Consider the following 19,640-nt stretch of genomic DNA (forward strand, 5'->3'; position numbering starts at 1 on the left):
ATGCTTTATGGCTATGGACAACTTGAAAAAGACCCAAGCTGGGTCGCTGGTATTTCAGCAAGTTGGAAGCTTTGGGGTGGGCTCGATAAAACCGCTTCTCTAGCCTCTAGCAATGCCAAAATACGCCAAGCGGATTTATCTGAGATTGAAGTCAGTGACAATCTATTATTGTTGGTCGAAAAAAACTGGCACGATGTCAATAACGCCCAATCTCGCTATCAGGCACTACAAAGTAATGTAGATTTGGCAGCAGAGGTATTACGCTTGCGTCGCCTTGGGCTGCAAGAAGGCTTAAATACGCCTATCGATGTGGTACAAGCACAGACACAATACCTCAAAGCGCGTACGGAACAGGCGCAAGCGGCGAATACTTATGTACAGTCTCTTGCCGCTCTAATGCAAAGCTGCGGTACGCCTCTCGCTTTTAATGCTTACCTAAACGCCGCTGATATTCGACTACCAACCTTATATGACAAATAGCCTACCCAGTAAGACATATTAAATAATAAGATTAAATGCCCAGATTAAATAACGCCAGACCTATTCTGCTTATTACCGACTTTATCGCTTTAGGAATCTCACTGTCATGACTGAATCTAATAACGAATCAGGCGACTCACGCAAATTAAATGCTTCAGACCAAACCGCTGAATCAAACAGCAGTCATCATGAGCAAACGCCCGTCGATGCTATTGATGCTATTAATGGCACTAAACCGACTGAAGCTTTCGTCGATAGCGCTGATAGCATCGATAACGTTGATAACGTCGATAGCGCTGATATGGACCAAGAGCAAGCGGTGCCGCCTTATAAACGCGAGCCCGCAAAAGCGGATAAATCTGCCGTGGTTAAAAAGGCGATTTTGGTACTCCTTGTGCTGCTTGTTTTGGGGGCAATTGCTTATGGTTTGTATAAAAGCAATCAACACAATGAGCCTGAAATCATCACCTTACAAGGGCAGATGCAAATGCAGCAAACGTCCATCGCCGCAAAAGTACCAGGACGTATTGCACAAATCATGGTCACAGAAGGCGATGCCGTGACGGTCGGTCAGCAATTGATTGAGATGGACTCACCTGAGATTAATGCCAAAATTAATCAAGCTCGTGCTGGTAAGCAAATGGCCCAAAGTCAGCTTGATAAAGCAGAAAATGGCGCCCGTCCACAAGAGATTGCGCAAGCAAAAGCCGCTTGGCAAGCCAATAAAGCGGCGTCTGATTTAGCAGAAAATACCTATCAGCGCGTCAATCGTCTTTATGAAGAAGGACTGATGGCGCGGCAAAAACGTGATGAAGCCTACGCGCAGTATTTGGCCACCCAAGATCAAACAGAAGCGGCGCGCTTACAGTATGACTTAGCAATGGAAGGCGCACGCAGTGAAGATAAATCTGCCGCAACGGCACAAGTTGCCCAAGTCGATGCGCAATTAGAAGAAGCACTGGTCGCCAAAGAAGAAGCCAATCTAAGAAGCCCGATTGCCGGTATCGTGGATAATGTCATCGTCAATGCTGGCGAAGTGATTGGGCAAGGTGTGCCGATCCTTACCTTGGTCAATACCGACGATCAATGGGTGGTACTCAACGTCACTGAAACCTATTTAAATCAATTTGCGATTGGTCAGCGCTTTATGGGTACGATTCCTGCTTTATCATCGCCCGAAAAGCCTTATACCAAACAGTTTACCGTTTATGCCACCTCAACATTATCTGACTTTGCCACTTGGCGTCCGACCAACAATAACGATGGTTTTGATGTGCGCACCTTTGAGGTTAAAGCGCGACCATCGGCACCTGATCGACGTATTCGCTCGGGTATGAGCGTGGTAGTCAATATCAAGCCAGCCCTTGCTAATCAGACCCAAGAGTAAGCCATGCGCTTGAATAAGCAAAAGAGGCTAAGTGGGCAAAAGGGGCTAATTGGCGCTTTTGTACGCAGTGCTGGCTATGAGCGACGTTTTTTAGCCAAAAATCCATGGGATTTGAGCATGGTACTGTGGATACCGCTTGCAACCGTGCTGTTGATTTGGTGGATTTTCTCACAAATACAAATCACCGATTTACCTATCGGGGTGATGGATAAAGACCGCGGTCCTATTGCCAATACTACCGTGCGTTATTTGGAAGCCAATCCGAACCTGACGGTCAGACAGCTGTATCATTCACCAGCAGCGGTAGAAGCAGCGCTCCTGCAACGTGATATTTATGCAGTGGTCATTATTCCTGAAGATTTCTCGCGCAATATCTCATCGAGTAAACCTGCACCCATCGTGCTGCAAGTAAACGCTCAATACGGTACTCACTCTGGCATTATCCAAACCAGTGTCCAATCAGTGATTGGTACGCTATCGGCAGGCGTTGAGATACAGCGTTTGGTGAAACAAGGTATGGCACCATCACAAGCGGCGATTGCTTACTCACCCATTGGTATCCAGCGTATTAGCTTATTTAATGCGGCTACCGATTATCAGCAGTTTTTAGCGTCAACGGTTATCCCGGCGCTGCTACACATCTTAGCTATGGTCATCGGTGCTACGACCATTGGACGCGAGCTACGCGATAAGCAAATCGGTCGTTGGTATGACTTTATTGAAAGCGGTCATCCTGACTTAACCAGCATTGAAGCCAATATTAAAAACGACATTGAAAACGACAAAACCATAGCTGCTTCAACCTCTGCTGCAAACAATAAAACCTTTATTACAGACAATAAGCCTAGAAAAGCCAGTATTTCAGTCTTGCTCTTTGGTTTACTGGGTAAGTATTTTTGGCCAACGCTCGCTTATAGCCTATGGTCAATTCTAGCACTCTGGCTGGCTGCTCCACAGCAAGCGGTTGCTATTAGCTCTATCATGGCTACTTATGTCGGTCTTGTCTTGCTGATGATGTTGTCATTCTGGCTTGGCGCCATATTTACCCTAACCTCATTTTCATTACGTATGGGCTTATCGTCCACCGGTTTTATTTCAGCACCTTCTTATGCGTTTGCAGGGGTTACCTTTCCTTATATCGCCATCAGTGACAGCGCCAAGCATTGGTCGGATGCGCTACCGCTTACTCATTATCTTAAGCTGCATATTGCCCAATTACAGATGCAAGCACCCGTTGCCATCTCATTACCGATAGTTTATGGACTGACGCTAGCAACCGTTATTGCTATGTTCTTAGCTGCATTATTGAGCAAACGCGCGCTCGCCCATCCTGAACGTTGGGGAGCACGCTAATGTCTATGTTAAAAAAAGAGCCTGCATCAAAAGATTCTGCCGTACCAAAAGACAAGCTATCTAATACGCCATCAGATTCAAAAGACTATTCATCACAAAGTTTTTTGCACAGTTTTGTGCAAACGATTAAAGACGTTTTTTCTGATAAAGGCGTACTGTTATTATTACTGATTGCGCCGATTATTTATGGCTTCTTTTATCCTTGGCCGTATTCGACAGAGGTGGTCAACCATGTCCCGGTCGGTATTATCGATAAAGACAATAGCAACTTATCTAAAACCATCGTTCGCTATGCCAGCGCCAGCCCGCAGCTAGATACCAATCGTTTTTTAAATGAGCAAGAGGCCATCGAGGCCATCTGGTCGGATGACATCGCCGGTTATATGATTATTCCAAGCGGGCTTGAGCAGCAAGTATTGTCTGGAAAAGCGGCAAGTGTCAGCGTACTGGGCAATGGCGGCTATTTCTTATTAAATAAAAACGTCCAAATGGGATTTTTGCAGGCGGTCAGTACGGTATCAGCAGGGGTTGAGATTAAAAAAAGCGTGGCGCAAGGGGCATATTCTGCAACCGCAGCGGCAAGCACCCAAGCGGTGCCCCTAAAAATCATTCCTTTATATAATCAAACCGAAGGTTACGGCGCTTACGTGGTGCCAGCAGTAGCGATTCTTATTTTGCAGCAAACCCTGTTGATGTCTACAGCGATGTTGATTGGTACTTGGTATGAACAACGTCGTCATGCCACCAGTATTCGCGGCTGGCTTGGCCGTATTGCAGCGCTCAGTATGTTCAGCTTTATCATCGGCTGCTTTTATTATGGCTGGACCTTTGAGCTGCATCATTATCCACGCGGACAAAACATGCTCGGCAGCTTGTTATTTTTGCTGCTATTTTGCCCGACTGTGGCCACGCTTGGCTGCGTGTTTGGACTGTGGTTCCGCCAGCGTGAGCGCAGTATGCAAATTCTAATTTTCAGCTCACTACCAATGTTTTTTGTCAGTGGTTATCCATGGCCTGCCCATCAATTGCCAGAGTTTTTACAAATCATACGCTGGTTAATACCGACAACGCCTGCGATTAACACCTCTGTCCAGCTCAATCAGATGGGTGCCAGCGTGGCGCAAGTCGCAACGGGTTTTTATGCGTTGGCAGGATTGTGGGCATTTTACTTTATGTTACTGCTGCTCTTTCGCTGGCGTATCCCACAAAGTAAAACTGGCTATTAATGTAAAAAAGTCTAGTAACCTTTATTCTGCTAGAAAAAATGCCATAAAAAAAGCGCCTACTCATTAAGCAGGCGCTTTTTTTATGTCTCTTACTTTACGGTTTACGCATTAAAAAATAAGCATTAAAAAACGCGATTCAAACCGTTAAGGGCTGCCACACGATAGGCTTCTGCCATCGTTGGATAGTTAAAGGTGGTATTTACAAAATACTCTAAAGTGGCGTTACACTTCATCACTGCTTGACCAATATGAATAATCTCTGACGCGTGATTGCCGTAACAATGAATGCCTAAAATCTCAAGCGTATCACGATGGAACAAAATCTTTAACACACCTGAGCGTTCACCAATGATTTGCGCGCGTGCCAAATGTTTAAAGAACGCCTGCCCGACTTCATAAGGGACTTTTTCATCGGTCAGCTCTTGCTCTGTCTTACCAATACAAGAGATTTCAGGGATGGTATAGATACCTGTTGGTACGCTTGATACTGGCTCTGCATCACTATCTCCAACCATAAAGGCCGCCGCACAGCGTCCTTGGTCATAGGCAGCAGACGCCAATGATGGCCAACCGATAACGTCACCGGCAGCATAGATATTTTCGACACCAGTACAATAGGTATCATCAACTTTTAGCTGACCACGGCTATTGGCTTCAAGCCCGATGGCTTCTAAGTTCAAGCCTTCAGTGTTACCTGAGCGCCCATTTGACCAAAGAATGGCATCCGATTTAATGCGTTTGCCGCTTTTGAGATGCAAGACCACATAATCATCATGCGTCTCTAAATGGTCAATCTCTTCATTGCTACGAATCAGTACCCCAAACTGTCTAAAGTCATGGGCGATAGCATCACTAATCTCGCTATCTAAATAATTAAGCAGCTGATCTTGGTTATTGATTAGGTCAACTTTATAGCCAAGACCGGTGAAAATAGAAGCGTACTCACAACCAATCACCCCGGCACCATAAATGATGATTTTTTTGACCACATAATCCATTTGCAAGATTTTATCAGAGTCAAACACACGTGGATGGTTAAAGTCTAGAATATCAGGACGATATGGGCGACTACCAACGGTAATAATGGCTTTATTAAAGGTGACGGTTTCAAAGATACCATCGTCTTTTTCGACGCTTAAAGTATGCGCATCAATAAAACTTGCCCAACCGTGAATCACCTCAATACGATTGCGTTCATAAAAGCGCGTATGGGTACTTACCTGATTACGGATAACTTTACGAGCATTGGCCAGCACTTTATTAAGCGGTACTTGCTGGTATTCCATCGCTTTGGTGAACATAGGATCACGGCGAAAGTTAATCAAGTTAAAGACCGATTGACGCAATGCTTTACTTGGAATGGTACCGACATGAGTAGAGTTGCCGCCGACCTGTTCGCGTGGGTCAATAACCGCTACTTTTTTACCCGACTTCGTCAGCTTCATGGCAGCCGCTTCACCAGCAGGACCTGCACCTAGGACGACAACGTCATACTCATACTTATGCTTATCGCCTTTTATACGCTGCGAGTCTTTGGTAAAAGGGGTTTTAATATCAATACGGGTGTCATCTAGCGGATTGACCAAGTCAGGATGATGCATGATATCGTCAGTGACTTGCTCATGGGTTTGCTCAATTCTTGCTTTTTTGTTTTTACCCTCAGTATGCTCAGGGTTTGGCGCGCGGCCGCTCTCTTTATTAGACACTTCGGTTTGAGTGTCTTTACCAGTATCGTTGGTCGCGTCGCTTATAGGTTTGCTTCCCATCGTATCCTCTTTATTAATTTATGAATCTATTTTTTCAGTCCATGAGTGTCAGCAGGTCTAAATGCCGTCAGGGTCATGGCACTAAAGTGGGCCTACCATACGTTGTGATAGGATATTTTGCAATATTGGCGACAGTTACGTTATCGCCATAGCCGTTATTCATTATGCGCTGTTGATTAATTTCTTTAACCAATCCGGCGCTTAAGACCGGTCATCTGTAAGATACGCGTGGCAATCTCTTCAACAGACATCTCTGATACATCAAGGCTTGGAATACCTTGCGAGATATAAATCCCCTGTATCGCCCGCTGCTCTTGCTGACATTGTTGGTAACTAGCATAACGACTGCCAGCGCGGCGTTCTTGGCGAATTTTCACTAAGCGATCCGTATCGATTAATAAGCCAAATAACTTATGCTTATGCTCACGTAGGGCTTTAGGCAGCTTATTGTCGTTTAAATCTTCTTCGGTTAAGGGATAATTTGCCGCCCGAATACCAAATTGTAGCGCCAAATACAATGAAGTCGGCGTTTTTCCAGAACGCGAAACACCAATAAGAATAATATCTGCCGCATGATAATGGCGAGTGCGCGCGCCATCATCATTGTCTAAAGCAAAATGCACCGCATCGATACGTTCTTTATACGTCTCAGAGTCGACATCATCATGGGCATGACCTGAATGTCCGTCCGGCTCAACACCCGTCTCTTCTGCTACCCGACCGATGAGACCTTCGTACATATCCAAATTACAGCTATGCGCTGAGTTGATTTTCTCGCGAATATCAGGACTGACAATCGTATCAAATACCAATGGCAATAAATCATCGCGTTGATAAGCAGTATTGATTTGTTCGACGGCATCTTCGGCACGCTCTAAGCTATCGACATAAGGCAGTACTCGGGTTTCAAAAGGCACAGAGGCAAACTGACTTAAAATAGCGCGTCCAAGGGTTTCAGCGGTAATCGCCGTACCATCAGAGATAAAAAAGGCGGTTCTTATATTTTGAGCATTATCTACTTCTAATGCTTGTTTGTTTTGAATAGTCGGATTGGCTGGTTCGGGCGGATTGTTTACAAACATAACGTGAACACCTTTGTTAAAACGTTAAAACCTCAATAATCGCTTTTGCATAGCGCTGAAAAAACTTCAATCGACTCTTAATAGCCGTTTATAACCACTTATGATAAAAACTTCTTATAGCAAATTTGCCATGCTCTTTATTTGCCATGCTCTTTCATAGTCATTGGCTGTGAATTCGCTGCTAAAGAGCATGGTCGCGTCCAGAACATATCTATGCGCTATATTATACGCATAATAGCCATCTAATAGAAATCAATGTTACAGGCGTACACTTAGAAGCATTTGTATAAAAGTTAGCATAAAAACAAACCTCACTTTTAAGTCAATAATCAAACCAGTTATCAATAATTCAATAGTCACCTATATATAGAAGCAAATTTTAAAAGTGCTTTAAGCAAATTTTTGAAGTTTTATCCAACATTAGCTATTGTGAATACATTCATGAAACCTCTCACATTCCCATTTTCACTATATTCTAGCAGCCAAATATTACTTTCTTGACGCTCAAATATGTAGCAATCCCCACAATTTGTATCTTTTTGACGAATTTTTTGGTTCTAGGTATCGAAATTATCCAAATATAGGGGTATAATCGACCGTTATAATCTTTACTAAATAACCTTATTTTCTGGAGTTATCATGGCAGCGCAATCTACAGCACTTGTAATCAATCTTGATCAGCTAGGAAAAGATGACATTGATATGGTTGGCGGCAAGAATGCCTCGCTTGGCGAGATGATCAGCCATCTATCTGATTTGGGTGTCAGCGTTCCAGGTGGCTTTGCGACCACTTCAAATGCGTTCAATCGTTTTTTGACAGAAACAGGCTTACTCGACAAAATCAACAGCGAGCTTAAAACACTTGACGTTAATGATGTCAACAAGCTTGCTGAAACGGGTAAAAAAATCCGTACTTGGATTATTGAGCAAGAGCTGCCAAGCGACCTTGAGCAAGAAGTGCGTCAATCGTTTGAAACCATGAGTGGCGGCGAAGACATCGCTGTTGCGGTACGTTCTTCTGCTACTGCTGAAGATTTGCCAGATGCGTCATTTGCCGGTCAACAAGAAACTTTCTTGAACATTCGCGGCATTGATAACGTCCTCATTGCGATTAAAGAAGTATTTGCCTCTTTATATAACGACCGCGCTATCTCTTATCGTGTGCATAAAGGTTTTGAGCACGAAGGCGTTGCCCTATCTGCTGCTGTACAGCGCATGGTTCGTTCAGAAACTGGCGCCGCAGGCGTTATGTTCACCCTAGATACCGAAAGTGGTTTTGATCAAGTGGTCTTTATCACCTCAAGCTACGGTCTAGGTGAAATGGTCGTGCAAGGCGCGGTTAACCCAGATGAATTCTACGTATCAAAAAAATTACTTGCTAACGGTAAACCTGCGATTATCCGTCGCAACCTAGGTAGCAAGCATAAGAAAATGATTTATGGTGATGAAGGCAGCACCACTAAATCAGTAAAAACTGTCGATGTTGAAAAACAAGACCGCATGCAGTTCTCTTTATCGACTGAAGAGCTGAATTCACTTGCTAAACAAGCCATGACTATTGAAAAGCATTACGGTCAAGCGATGGATATCGAGTGGGCAAAAGACGGCGACAGCGGTGAAATCTTCATCGTTCAAGCACGTCCAGAAACCGTTAAGAGCCGCCAAGACAGCAATGTCATGGAACGTTATATCATCAATACTGGCGATGCTAAAATCCTATGCGAAGGTCGTTCAATCGGTCAACGTATCGGCGCTGGTAAAGTGCGTATCGTTAGCAACTTAAACGAGATGGACAAAGTACAAGACGGCGACGTATTAGTATCAGACATGACGGATCCGGATTGGGAACCAGTTATGAAGCGTGCTTCTGCTATCGTCACCAACCGTGGTGGTCGTACCTGTCACGCCGCTATTATCGCGCGTGAGCTTGGTGTACCAGCAATCGTTGGTTGTGGTAATGCCACTGAATTATTGGTTGATGGTCAAGACGTCACCGTTTCTTGTGCTGAAGGTGATACTGGCTTTATTTATGAAGGTCAGATTGATTTTGAAGTACAAACCAACTCTGTTGAATCTATGCCAGAGCTTGCATTCAAGGTAATGATGAACGTTGGTAACCCAGATCGCGCCTTCTCATTTACCCAAATGCCAAACGAAGGTATTGGTCTTGCGCGTTTAGAGTTCATCATCAACCGTATGATTGGCGTGCATCCAAAAGCATTACTTAACATGAACAGCTTACCACGTGAAATCGCCCAAGCTATCAATGAGCGTATCGCCGGTTATGCGTCACCAGTTGATTTCTATATTGATAAATTGGTCGAAGGTATCTCAACCCTAGCCGTTGCCTTTATGGATCAGCCAGTTATCGTGCGTATGTCTGATTTTAAATCAAACGAATATGCTAACTTGCTTGGCGGTAAATTATACGAGCCATCAGAAGAAAACCCAATGCTTGGTTTCCGTGGTGCGAGCCGCTACGTTTCTGACAACTTCCGTGACTGCTTCGAGCTTGAGTGTAAAGCATTGAAACGCGTCCGTGATGAGATGGGTCTGACTCACGTCGAGATTATGATTCCATTCGTCCGTACCGTTGGCGAAGCCAAAGAAGTCATCGAGTTGCTAGCGAAAAACGGTCTAAAACGTGGTGAAAATGGTCTGCGCGTTATCATGATGTGTGAGTTACCAACCAACGCCTTATTAGCAGATGAGTTCCTAGAGCACTTCGATGGTTTCTCAATCGGCTCAAACGACTTGACCCAGTTAACACTTGGTCTAGACCGTGACTCAGGTATCGTCTCACATCTATTTGATGAGCGTGATCCTGCGGTTAAGAAACTATTGTCTATGGCGATTGAAGCTTGTAACAAAGCTGGCAAATACATTGGTATTTGTGGTCAAGGCCCATCAGATCACCCAGATCTTGCTTACTGGCTCATGGAACAAGGTATCGACTCAGTGTCATTGAACCCTGACTCAGTATTAGATACTTGGTTCTTCTTAGCGGGTGAAGAAGCGAAGTAAGCCGTAACGTTCAGTCACAGCGTTAATTCACATCGTCATGTAAGATATAATCATTAGGGTCTATTTGATTTTTTCAAATAGACCCTAATATAATGTATTACCAAAAGTGACTTAAAAGTAGCTTTAAAGACCGTTTATCAAAAACAGCTCTTTAAAAGCAGCTACTCATAAAAAGTGACTTGAGATATGACTAACTATGTAGGCAATTATGCAGATTTTCCTTGCTCGAAATAACGTACAAGCCGGTCCATACACTTTGGATCAGCTCAATATCATGCTCACCTCTGGCGAAGTCGTATTAGATGATTTGATATGGCATGAAGGCTTAGATCAGTGGCAGCGTGTTGGTAATTTAACCAACAATCAGCCTTACTATCGTCCTGCTCCTATAGTGACGGCGGATAATAACGACTCTATTATTAATAATATCACTATCTTTCCAGAAGATTCTGCTAGTAGTACGGGTCAAGATGACAAAGCCGTATCGCTAGACAGATTATATGGCAAGCCTGAACGTCCAGCAGAAAACGCTAAAAACAGCAAAGTGGACATGACAACCAATCGTCAATACACACCAAATAGTAATGTGTCATTAAATAAGTCTGGTGCCAAAAAGATTTCCGACAACGATAAAGTCGTCGGTGATGTTGTGCTTGCGCCTATCATGTCGCGAGTATTGGCAACTGCGCTCAATGGCTTGCTGTATGTATTAGCGATTTTTCCGCTAGTCATGGCGTTGACCAAGATGGATGTGGATTATACCAAGTTTCAAAACATCCAAGATATGGATGCCGCTTATCAGTACTCAATGACGCTCATGGAAAGTATTCCAAGCAGCACCTTGATGATGTCACAAGTGATGGTATTTGGTTTGTTTGCGCTGCAACTGGTATTTATTACCTTGCGCGGGCAATCACTTGGTAAGCTGATTACCGGTATCCGCGTCGTCGACCAAATGACTCATCGCCTGCCATCTTTTACCAAGCTTATTGGCATGCGTACCTTGCTGCTGTTTATTATTTATAATTTGTTGTTTTCGTTTACCAGCTTCTTAGGGTTTGTGGTTATTATTGTTCATTATTATATGGCCTCAAAAAGCCCTGAAAATATCGGTTGGCATGACAAACTTGCTAAAACCCTAGTGGTAAAAGCGGATAGCAGCCAATTGGTCAAAAAGCCAAAAGTAAAATAATTAACTTAATAATTAATTTATAGCCTTGTTATAAACAGATTATTATAAATATCATAAAGTTATATTAAAAAGTGGCGTTTAGGCGCCACTTTTTATTAGTAGAGCAGTATTTGCTGCTTTTATTGTTTATTAACAGCCGCTTAGCGATTAACCTTTGTGTTAGGCACCGAGTACTGTTATAATACGGCGCTTTATAAACTAAGCTTATCCCCTATTGTTTTTATAGAATTCGATAAAATTTGGGCTTACCTTATAAATCTCCTTGCTATTAACATAGGGTTAATAGCTACTAATCCGTAAGGAGTCATAATGCGACATTACGAACTGGTGTTACTTGTACACCCAGACCAAAGCGACCAAGTGGTCGGCATGGTTGAACGCTATATCAAGTTGGTTCAAGACAACAACGGCACAATCCATCGTCTAGAAGATTGGGGTCGTCGTCAACTGGCTTACCCAATTAACAAGATTCATAAAGCTCACTACGTTCTTTTCAACATTGAAACTGACGGTGAAACTTTAGCTGAACTTGAAGAATTATTCCGTTATAACGACGCGATCATTCGTAGTCTAGTTATGCGCCGTGACGACGCTGTCACTGAAGAGTCGCAGTTAGCCAAGAATGCCGATGAAAAACGCGCACGCAAAGCAACTACTCGTCGTCCAGACAGTCGTGAAAACGATAATGACGACAACGACAACAGTGAAGACTAATTAAAGGAGAATACTCATGGCACGTTTCTATCGCCGTCGCAAATTCTGCCGTTTCACTGCTGAAGGCATCACTCACATCGATTATAAAGATGTTGAATTGCTAAAACAGTATATCAGTGATAATGGTAAAATCGTACCAAGCCGCATTACCGGTACATCTACTAAGTATCAGCGTCAACTTGCGACTGCTATCAAGCAAGCTCGTTATTTATCGCTACTTCCATACACTGATAACCATCAGGGTTAACCGTTAACTTTAACTAGGAATGACTCATGCAAATTATTTTGTTACAGCGTATCGTCAACCTTGGTAAACTCGGTGAAACTGTCGATGTGAAACCAGGTTACGGACGTAACTTTCTTATCCCTTTGGGTAAAGCACTACCTGCTACTGCAGCTAACATTGAAAAGTTCGAAGCACGTCGTGCTGAGCTTGAAGCTGAAGAAGCAAAAGAAGTAGCTGTTGCTCAAGAACGTGCTGACGCATTAACTGACGTTAATGTTATCATGCGCGCTAAATCAGGTGACGAAGGCAAGCTATTTGGCTCTATCGGTACTCGCGATATCGCTGAAGCATTGACTAACTCAGGTCTAGAAGTTGACCGTGCTGAAATCAAGCTACCTGAAGGCACTTTACGTCAAGTTGGCGAATATAATGTTGATATTCAGCTACACCATGACGTTACTGCTAGCATCTTAGTAACCATTCTTTCAGAAGATGGCGACACTCAAGAGTCAGCAGAAGAAGTTGAAGACGAGAACGAAGATTACTCTGAAGAGTAATATTTAGTACGCGTCTAAAGAAAAGCCAGTAACGTCATGTTGCTGGCTTTTTTGTTTGTCAAATTATTTAATATTTATCAAGCAGCTCGGATTTATAAGTCATTTATAATAAACACTTACAATGATATATAAGCGCAATAATTGGTAATAAAACACCTGTACAACCTATACTTAACAATAAAATACTGTTTATAAAGTCATCTTTAATAATAGCCTCTCAATTGCTACCCTATATTCAGATATTTATATGGCTACTAATATGTCGACTAACTATAGGGCCGTTTATTAAATAATGATGGATATGACGGGACGATATGATAAACACTGATGACAAATTAATCTGTATCCAAGGTAATGAGTTTTACGCAGAAGGCGAGATATATACCGTTGGTAGAATCGTGAATAATAAATATTTTCAGCTACTGACTGGTAGCAACGATGATCACTGGTATGCGACTTTAGATGACGAAGGTATTTATGTTAGCTTTGATTCTATGAGCCCTAAAGACAATAAAGCTTGGTTTGATAAGATGGCTTAGGAAGTTTTCATTGATGCATTTATCAAAGGTACTTGTTTAAGAAAGATCTGTGCTTAAGAAAAGCTTGTTCTTGAAAAAACTATATTTTTGAAAAAAATTATCCAAAAAACTGGTCATTATAAATGGTCAGTTTTTTTTGGCTAAAAATTCAGTTGGCGATGCTCTAGATAATTTACAGGTCGTGGCCACTCAGCGGCTATCTTTGGCACCTCTTGCCCAGCGACTATCATACTTGCAGCATTTATCCAGCCTGCATGACCGACTGCCAATATTGGTCTATGACTGCTATTTTGCCTAGCCATCTCATTTATCCAATTCTCAATACGCTCAAATAACTGCTGTAAACTTTCGCCGCCCTTGGGTGCAAAATCCGCAAAATCAGTGCACCAGTCGTCAATCTGTTGTTTTGGTATTTGTGCCCAAGGCTGACCGTCCCAATTACCAAAATCAATCTCTGCAAGCTCAGGTGCGATATTACATTGAAAGCCTTGCTGCGCCAGTATCTCCCCGACTTTTAATGAGCGCTGTAACGGGCTGACCCAAATCACCTTTGGTAATTGATGCAGACGCACAAAGCGCTGTATTTTATTAGCCAGACGCTTAATTTTGCGTTTATCGACATTGATATCCGTCTGTCCGATACAAAACCCACTAGCCGCAATGGGCTTTGGATGGCGCCAAATATGAAAAATCATTTGCTGTTACTGTCCTATTTTGACCATGACTTTTATATCAGATAAGCGGTATAGAAGCAGCAAGTCCAATATAAATGGCAATCTCACTTAACTGCTGCGTGGCGCCCAAGCCATCACCCGTATAGCCCTCTAAACGTCTGTGTAATAAACGGCGCATATAGTCTGTCGCTACGATACCTAGCAATAAAGCCAATAACCATTGCCAAATACCAATCTGCTGCACGGTAGCAGGAAACAGGAGTACGACAAGCACGCCAGCCAATAGCAACCAAGCACTGCTCAATAGCCCTTGAAAAGGCGTCAGCTGCTGCGCCATCGGCTTGGCTTTGGCATGCTCAATCTCACCGCCATAAGGCAATAGCGCCAGTAAGCTAATGCATAATAAGCGTGAGGTCGTATGGCCAATAATCAGCGCCACGATAGCCACCGATAGCGGCATAGAAGCTAATAAACTGATTTTCATTAATAAGGCCGAGACCAAACCCAGTACACCATAAGTCCCTAAACGTGAGTCCTTCATAATCTCTAAAGTACGCTCTCGGGTCAGACCTCCGCCAAGCCCATCGCAACTATCGGCAAGTCCATCTTCATGAAAAGCGCCAGTAAGCTTAATCCCAAAGGCGGTACTTATCACTGCCGCGACCAAGGGTGTAAATAAAATACTGCCCAGCCAAAATACGCCAGCGCAAAGCAGCCCAACCAGCAGACCGACTGCAGGAAAATGACGGCTGCTCTGGTGCAACCACTGCGGATTGTAATTGGCAAATTGCGGTACGGGCAGACGCGTTAAAAACTGCACCGCCACCAATAATAGACGCCATTCATGCTTTATAAATTGACCAACGCTTGGTTTAAACGATGGTTGCTGTGGCGGCTCTGGTTGATTCAATGACTGATTTGATGGTTGTTTTGATGGTTGTTTTGATGGCTTTTTTGATAATTGTGACATTAGCTGTTTTGTCCACTAATACCTGCATCGTTAAAACTTGCCATCTCATTTATAATGGCACAAGCCGATTGCAATAATGGATACGCTAATGCTGCACCGCTACCCTCACCTAGGCGCATACCCATATTGAGTAATGGCTCAGCATTGAGCAGTTTTAATAAATGCGCATGCCCGGGTTCAACCGAGTGATGGGCAAAGACAGCATATTGAGCAACACCGGGCGCTAGGCGCTCAGCAGCCAACAACGCGCTACTGGCAATAAAACCATCGATTAAAAGAATACGGCGCTCACTGGCGGCCTGAATCAGCGCCCCTGCCATCATAGCAATCTCAAGCCCGCCCAACGCAGCAAGTATGTCGAATGGCGCTTGTGCTTCACTATGACGCGCCAATACTTGCGTTAAAATACTTGCCTTGTGTTGTAACCCTGCATCGTCAAGACCGGTGCCGCGACCGATACAATCATTAATCGGTGTATCGCCCAATCTTGCCAGCAAAAGACTTGCCGCTGAGGTATTACCAATGCCCATCTCTCCGACGATAAGCAAATTACCCGCCATGCTCTCGACAACTTTCATGCCGCTCTCTAAGGCAGCTAAACATTCTGCTACGCTCATCGCAGGCTCGGTTAGCGCATCACGGCTACCGTGACGGACTTTATAATCGAGCAATTGCGCGTGGTCTTTAAAAGGAGAATTGGCAAAGTCGGCATCGACACCAGCATCGACTACTTTTAGCTCAATATTATGCTGACGGGCTAAGACATTGATAGCAGCGCCGCCTTGCAAAAAGTTATAAACCATCTGCGCAGTGACGGCACTAGGATACGCGGATGTGCCATGCTTGGTTAGACCGTGATCGGCGGCAAACACTCGAATCTGTGGCTGATTAATATGCGGCGTGGTCGTACCTTGAATCATACCTAACTGTACAGCGAGCGTTTCTAAACGTCCAAGTGCGCCAAGCGGCTTAGTCTTTTGGTCGATGATTTGCTGCAATTGCTGGCGCAGCTCATTATTTTCGATATTGGGAATAGTAGGTGCGGTAAAGGTGTTCAAGGCAATCATCCTAAAGGTTATAAATGAAACAGGAGACTATGGTAGCAGATTATCCAATTTATAATGATATGATTGGCTTAATTGCACAATTCCAACTTGCATAATCGTAGAGTATTTCATGAAAATTTTAATCGCCCCTGACTCATTTAAAGAAAGTGTAGAAGCATTGGATGTCTGCCACGCTATCCAGTCTGGATTCAGCCAAGTGTTTCCTGACGCTGACTATAAGCTGCTACCCATGGCAGATGGTGGTGAAGGAACTTCTGCAGTATTGTCTTATGTGCTAGGTGGGCGCTGGAAAAACGTGGTTGTGAACGATCCATTAATGCGACCAATCAATGCTAAATATCTGCTATTAGAAAATGAGACAGCCGTAATTGAAAGTGCTCAAGCCTGCGGTCTACATTTATTGACGACTGAAGAAAGAAATCCGTTAATTACGAGTAGCTATGGAGTTGGCGAACTTATTGCGGATGCTTTAGATGAAGGCGTTAAACGCATCATTATCGGTTTGGGTGGTAGCGCTACCAATGACGCAGGACTTGGTATGCTAATGGCGCTTGGCATGACGTTTCATGATAGTGACGACAATACGTTAGCCCAAGGCGGCGCGCTTGCCAACTTGCAACGATTAGATGCTACAAGCTTCCATACTAGTGTGCTGGAGACAGTATTTGAAGTAGCCTGTGATGTCACCAACCCTTTATGTGGCGAATTGGGTGCCAGTGCAATATTTGGCCCTCAAAAAGGCGCCAGCCCGCAGCAAGTTAATGATTTGGATAAAGCGCTAACGCATTTTGCGAGTGTATGTGAGCAGCATGGCTATCAGAATTACCAAGACATAGCGGGTGCTGGCGCAGCAGGTGGTCTTGGCTATGCGTTAATGAGCTTTTGCCAAGCTGAGTTAAAACCAGGCTTTGATACAGTGGCAAAAGTTACCAACTTATCACAGCATATTGCCGATGCAGATTTGGTCATCACTGGTGAAGGCAAGCTTGACGTGCAGTCTGCTATGGGCAAAGTAGCTGGCGGCATTAGCCAAATCGCCAAACTAAGCCAGACGCCAGTGATTGCGATTTGCGGCAGTGTTGATGTGTTAGAACCTGCACAAACCAGTCAGTTTGATGTCATTATGCCCAGTATCCAAAAGCTAGAGTCCATCGATAATATCTTTAAAAACGCTTATCATAATATTGAAATCACTGCTGCCAATATTGCGGCGGCGATAAAATTGGGTCAATGCATAAAATAGTATTTAGAGAGCTACTTTATATTTTCTCATAGCCATTTTTGACTGTATTAGCGTTAAATGGTGCTCTTATTATCTAAGAGCACCATTTTTATGTGAGCTATCAACAATACTGAGCTGTTGCATAAGGAAGTCACTTAAGGAGTTAGGCATGCTACTATTTGGGTTATGATTTAAGTCTCGTTTGTATTTTATTCTAAATTTAGCTAGTGCTTATTAATTAGCAGTTATCAAGGACGATAAATGAATAACCATAACCTCAAGCCATCAGAACCTTGCTCCTCAATGAATCCCAGCGAGCCTTTGGTTATTAGAGAAAACTTAGGCAGTGTTGTGACATTGACACTCAATTGTCCCAAACAATTCAACGCGCTATCAGTAGATATGTTATCTGCTATGCAAACAGAGCTTGACAGCATCACCCACGATAGCAGTATTCGCGTGGTCGTCATTGCCGCAAACGGTAAGGCCTTTTGTGCCGGTCATAATCTAAAAGAGATGCGCGCCAATCCAGAAAAGGCATTTCAGCGCGCCTTATTTGAACAGTGCAGCCAGATGATGCTGACCATCAATCGCATGCCACAAGTGGTGATAGCTAAAGTAGAAGGCATCGCTACTGCTGCTGGCTGTCAGCTGGTGGCAGCCTGTGATTTAGCTGTCGCCTCGGACAATGCCAAATTTGCCACTTCTGGTATCAGCGTAGGGCTGTTTTGTTCCACCCCTGCAGTAGCAGTCAGTCGCAACCTCTCTCGCAAGCAAGCATTTGAGATGCTCATCACCGGTGAATTTATCGATGCTCATACTGCACTGCAACAAGGACTCATCAACCGTGTGGCAATCGCAGAGCAATTAGATACGACTTTGCAGTCTTTAATAGATAGCATTACCGCCAAATCCTCAGTCGCTTTGACCACCGGCAAAACCATGTTCTATAACCAGTTGGATATGACATTGGCAGAGGCTTATGAGTATGCCAGCGAGGTGATGAGCTGTAATATGATGGCGGATGACGTGAGTGAAGGGATTGATGCCTTTATCGAAAAGCGTCCTGCCGTATGGACAGGACACTAAGAGCAATATCAGCATTTTATAACATAAAATACTGATATCGCCACACGCGACTTTTTAGATAATACAATACGCTTTGCTCAATAAAGAAGGACAATAACGAAAACTACTCTGCTAATAATTTCGCCAACAGCTCATTTATCTCAACTTTAAATTCTCTGTCTTCGATTTTATTGGCGCTAATTTTAGCATTTTGTAGGTTTTCGATAGCCGCCTCTGTTTGACCCAATTCGATTTGCAGCTCAGCCATAGAAAATGCAATTGATGCCAAATGGTCTTTTGAATTAATCGCCGCGGCTTTATCTAACGCTTTTTGATAGATAACCAATGCTTCATCCAAATCTTCGGTAAAGTCAGCCAACGTTTCCCACTGTTCAGGATGGTCTTTATCGCTCTTTTCATTTTCGTTACAAAGATCCTTTAACTGCGTATATAGCATATCAAAGGTTTTTTGATCGTTTTTACTGTCCGCTTCTAGCAGTTTTTCTGCTAGCACATAAATGGATTTATATATTTTGGTATTAATCATGATGGATAACCCTGTTAGTTGTTCGTCAAATACGTTAATGGCGTTGATTATAGACTAGTTTGCCTGAATAGCTCATAGAAAAGGGCGTGATATCGATATCACACCCTTATACTGTATTTAGCTAATAAAATAAGCAGTTAATATAGCCAATGAAATGGCAACGTTTACTCAGCAGCGATGGCAATCATCTCAACCAATAGTTCAGGACGTGCCAACGCCGACTCGCCGCAAGCACGAGCGGGTGGCTGCACGCCTTCAAACCATTTATCCCACACTTCATTCATTGCAGCAAAGTCTGCCATATCTTTTATCCAGACTGTCACTGACAATAGCTTTGATTTATCGCTGCCCACTTCCTCTAACAGTGTTTGTATCTTCTCTAAACACGTCAATGTTTGCGCTTTGATATCGTCTTCGCTATTGCCCACTTGACCACATAAATAAACGGTCTGGTTATGCACTACGATTTTACTCATACGTTGATTACTATGCAGCTTTTGCATGGATTATTATCCTTAATTTTTTAATGGTCTTAAATACATGAGC

Annotated in this window: 19 protein-coding genes; 12 read left to right on the forward strand and 7 right to left on the reverse strand. The window is 43.5% G+C overall.

Annotated elements, in window-relative coordinates; genetic code table 11:
* The 4 genes from B3Q63_RS12370 to B3Q63_RS12385 form a co-directional block, all read left to right on the forward strand.
* The coding region (locus B3Q63_RS12370) for a TolC family protein (RefSeq protein WP_296177218.1) at nt 1–480 on the forward strand (480 nt) is incomplete at its 5' end.
* Between the two features lie 106 nt (nt 481–586).
* Complete coding sequence (locus B3Q63_RS12375; RefSeq protein ID WP_296177220.1) at nt 587–1,867, forward strand: HlyD family secretion protein; 1,281 nt, start codon at nt 587–589, stop codon at nt 1,865–1,867.
* 3 nt (nt 1,868–1,870) lie between these two features.
* On the forward strand, nt 1,871–3,220 hold the full coding sequence (locus tag B3Q63_RS12380) for an ABC transporter permease (RefSeq protein ID WP_296177223.1): 1,350 nt from the start codon (nt 1,871–1,873) through the stop codon (nt 3,218–3,220).
* Entirely contained in the window at nt 3,220–4,446 is a 1,227-nt protein-coding gene (locus B3Q63_RS12385) for an ABC transporter permease (protein WP_296177225.1), read from the forward strand. The genes B3Q63_RS12380 and B3Q63_RS12385 overlap by 1 nt, the downstream gene beginning before the upstream one ends.
* 122 nt (nt 4,447–4,568) lie before the next feature.
* Here the strand turns inward: B3Q63_RS12385 and sthA are convergent, their stop codons facing one another.
* Together sthA and ppsR are read right to left on the reverse strand one after the other, a co-directional pair.
* Nucleotides 4,569–6,212, reverse strand: a complete 1,644-nt coding sequence (gene sthA / locus B3Q63_RS12390) for a Si-specific NAD(P)(+) transhydrogenase (RefSeq protein WP_227692252.1) — start codon at nt 6,210–6,212, stop codon at nt 4,569–4,571.
* 185 nt (nt 6,213–6,397) lie between these two features.
* Complete coding sequence (ppsR, locus tag B3Q63_RS12395) at nt 6,398–7,294, reverse strand: posphoenolpyruvate synthetase regulatory kinase/phosphorylase PpsR (RefSeq protein ID WP_296177231.1); 897 nt, start codon at nt 7,292–7,294, stop codon at nt 6,398–6,400.
* 639 nt (nt 7,295–7,933) lie between these two features.
* Here ppsR and ppsA point away from each other — a divergent pair.
* The 6 genes from ppsA to B3Q63_RS12425 all read left to right on the forward strand — a co-directional run bounded on the left by ppsA (nt 7,934) and on the right by B3Q63_RS12425 (nt 13,546).
* Nucleotides 7,934–10,318, forward strand: a complete 2,385-nt coding sequence (ppsA, locus tag B3Q63_RS12400; protein WP_201564929.1) for a phosphoenolpyruvate synthase — start codon at nt 7,934–7,936, stop codon at nt 10,316–10,318.
* Nucleotides 10,319–10,526: 208 nt separating this feature from the next.
* The gene (locus B3Q63_RS12405; RefSeq protein WP_296177235.1) at nt 10,527–11,510 is read left to right on the forward strand and encodes an RDD family protein; all 984 of its coding nucleotides are present in this window, start codon (nt 10,527–10,529) and stop codon (nt 11,508–11,510) included.
* A 309-nt stretch (nt 11,511–11,819) separates the two neighbouring features.
* Nucleotides 11,820–12,224: a 30S ribosomal protein S6 gene (gene rpsF / locus B3Q63_RS12410; protein WP_193012851.1), complete on the forward strand. Its 405-nt coding sequence runs from the start codon at nt 11,820–11,822 to the stop codon at nt 12,222–12,224.
* A gap of 16 nt (nt 12,225–12,240) precedes the next feature.
* The gene (gene rpsR, locus B3Q63_RS12415; protein ID WP_010198808.1) at nt 12,241–12,471 is read left to right on the forward strand and encodes a 30S ribosomal protein S18; all 231 of its coding nucleotides are present in this window, start codon (nt 12,241–12,243) and stop codon (nt 12,469–12,471) included.
* A gap of 26 nt (nt 12,472–12,497) precedes the next feature.
* Entirely contained in the window at nt 12,498–13,007 is a 510-nt protein-coding gene (gene rplI / locus B3Q63_RS12420; protein WP_296177241.1) for a 50S ribosomal protein L9, read from the forward strand.
* 314 nt (nt 13,008–13,321) lie between these two features.
* The gene (locus B3Q63_RS12425) at nt 13,322–13,546 is read left to right on the forward strand and encodes a hypothetical protein (protein WP_201619516.1); all 225 of its coding nucleotides are present in this window, start codon (nt 13,322–13,324) and stop codon (nt 13,544–13,546) included.
* A gap of 140 nt (nt 13,547–13,686) precedes the next feature.
* On the opposite strand, the gene B3Q63_RS12430 is transcribed toward B3Q63_RS12425, so the two are convergent.
* From B3Q63_RS12430 to cobT, 3 genes are read right to left on the reverse strand one after another with little or no spacing between them, the layout of a single operon-like run.
* Nucleotides 13,687–14,241, reverse strand: coding sequence for a histidine phosphatase family protein (locus tag B3Q63_RS12430; protein ID WP_296177244.1), 555 nt, complete (start codon nt 14,239–14,241; stop codon nt 13,687–13,689).
* Nucleotides 14,242–14,278: 37 nt separating this feature from the next.
* Nucleotides 14,279–15,190 carry an adenosylcobinamide-GDP ribazoletransferase gene (gene cobS / locus B3Q63_RS12435; protein WP_296177247.1) on the reverse strand — a complete coding sequence of 304 codons (912 nt, stop codon included), beginning with the start codon at nt 15,188–15,190 and terminating at the stop codon, nt 14,279–14,281.
* Entirely contained in the window at nt 15,190–16,257 is a 1,068-nt protein-coding gene (cobT, locus tag B3Q63_RS12440; RefSeq protein WP_296177249.1) for a nicotinate-nucleotide--dimethylbenzimidazole phosphoribosyltransferase, read from the reverse strand. The genes cobS and cobT overlap by 1 nt, the downstream gene beginning before the upstream one ends.
* A gap of 109 nt (nt 16,258–16,366) precedes the next feature.
* Between cobT and B3Q63_RS12445 the strand changes: the two genes are divergently transcribed.
* Both B3Q63_RS12445 and B3Q63_RS12450 read left to right on the forward strand, forming a co-directional pair.
* Nucleotides 16,367–17,500: a glycerate kinase gene (locus B3Q63_RS12445; protein WP_296177252.1), complete on the forward strand. Its 1,134-nt coding sequence runs from the start codon at nt 16,367–16,369 to the stop codon at nt 17,498–17,500.
* A gap of 240 nt (nt 17,501–17,740) precedes the next feature.
* Nucleotides 17,741–18,568 carry an enoyl-CoA hydratase gene (locus tag B3Q63_RS12450; RefSeq protein WP_296177253.1) on the forward strand — a complete coding sequence of 276 codons (828 nt, stop codon included), beginning with the start codon at nt 17,741–17,743 and terminating at the stop codon, nt 18,566–18,568.
* A 103-nt stretch (nt 18,569–18,671) separates the two neighbouring features.
* Here B3Q63_RS12450 and B3Q63_RS12455 read toward each other — a convergent pair whose 3' ends face one another.
* Nucleotides 18,672–19,094 (reverse strand): tetratricopeptide repeat protein, encoded by a 423-nt coding sequence (locus B3Q63_RS12455; protein ID WP_296177255.1) that lies wholly within the window; start codon nt 19,092–19,094, stop codon nt 18,672–18,674.
* A gap of 164 nt (nt 19,095–19,258) precedes the next feature.
* The gene (locus B3Q63_RS12460; RefSeq protein ID WP_296177259.1) at nt 19,259–19,597 is read right to left on the reverse strand and encodes a RidA family protein; all 339 of its coding nucleotides are present in this window, start codon (nt 19,595–19,597) and stop codon (nt 19,259–19,261) included.
* Between the last annotated feature and the right edge of the window lie 43 nt (nt 19,598–19,640).

The organism is Psychrobacter sp. UBA2769 (assembly GCF_002352555.1).
GTDB lineage: Bacteria > Pseudomonadota > Gammaproteobacteria > Pseudomonadales > Moraxellaceae > Psychrobacter > Psychrobacter maritimus.

What these genes read in the sequence shown, in the direction of transcription:
- B3Q63_RS12455 (WP_296177255.1), bottom strand. Translation starts at nt 19,094, where the DNA reads ATGATTAATACCAAAATATATAAATCCATTTATGTGCTAGCAGAAAAA.
- sthA (WP_227692252.1), bottom strand. Translation starts at nt 6,212, where the DNA reads ATGGGAAGCAAACCTATAAGCGACGCGACCAACGATACTGGTAAAGAC.
- B3Q63_RS12445 (WP_296177252.1), top strand. Translation starts at nt 16,367, where the DNA reads ATGAAAATTTTAATCGCCCCTGACTCATTTAAAGAAAGTGTAGAAGCA.
- B3Q63_RS12405 (WP_296177235.1), top strand. Translation starts at nt 10,527, where the DNA reads ATGCAGATTTTCCTTGCTCGAAATAACGTACAAGCCGGTCCATACACT.
- B3Q63_RS12380 (WP_296177223.1), top strand. Translation starts at nt 1,871, where the DNA reads ATGCGCTTGAATAAGCAAAAGAGGCTAAGTGGGCAAAAGGGGCTAATT.
- cobT (WP_296177249.1), bottom strand. Translation starts at nt 16,257, where the DNA reads ATGATTGCCTTGAACACCTTTACCGCACCTACTATTCCCAATATCGAA.
- B3Q63_RS12460 (WP_296177259.1), bottom strand. Translation starts at nt 19,597, where the DNA reads ATGCAAAAGCTGCATAGTAATCAACGTATGAGTAAAATCGTAGTGCAT.
- B3Q63_RS12450 (WP_296177253.1), top strand. Translation starts at nt 17,741, where the DNA reads ATGAATAACCATAACCTCAAGCCATCAGAACCTTGCTCCTCAATGAAT.
- B3Q63_RS12425 (WP_201619516.1), top strand. Translation starts at nt 13,322, where the DNA reads ATGATAAACACTGATGACAAATTAATCTGTATCCAAGGTAATGAGTTT.
- cobS (WP_296177247.1), bottom strand. Translation starts at nt 15,190, where the DNA reads ATGTCACAATTATCAAAAAAGCCATCAAAACAACCATCAAAACAACCA.
- rpsR (WP_010198808.1), top strand. Translation starts at nt 12,241, where the DNA reads ATGGCACGTTTCTATCGCCGTCGCAAATTCTGCCGTTTCACTGCTGAA.
- B3Q63_RS12375 (WP_296177220.1), top strand. Translation starts at nt 587, where the DNA reads ATGACTGAATCTAATAACGAATCAGGCGACTCACGCAAATTAAATGCT.
- ppsR (WP_296177231.1), bottom strand. Translation starts at nt 7,294, where the DNA reads ATGTTTGTAAACAATCCGCCCGAACCAGCCAATCCGACTATTCAAAAC.
- B3Q63_RS12385 (WP_296177225.1), top strand. Translation starts at nt 3,220, where the DNA reads ATGTCTATGTTAAAAAAAGAGCCTGCATCAAAAGATTCTGCCGTACCA.
- ppsA (WP_201564929.1), top strand. Translation starts at nt 7,934, where the DNA reads ATGGCAGCGCAATCTACAGCACTTGTAATCAATCTTGATCAGCTAGGA.
- B3Q63_RS12430 (WP_296177244.1), bottom strand. Translation starts at nt 14,241, where the DNA reads ATGATTTTTCATATTTGGCGCCATCCAAAGCCCATTGCGGCTAGTGGG.
- rpsF (WP_193012851.1), top strand. Translation starts at nt 11,820, where the DNA reads ATGCGACATTACGAACTGGTGTTACTTGTACACCCAGACCAAAGCGAC.
- rplI (WP_296177241.1), top strand. Translation starts at nt 12,498, where the DNA reads ATGCAAATTATTTTGTTACAGCGTATCGTCAACCTTGGTAAACTCGGT.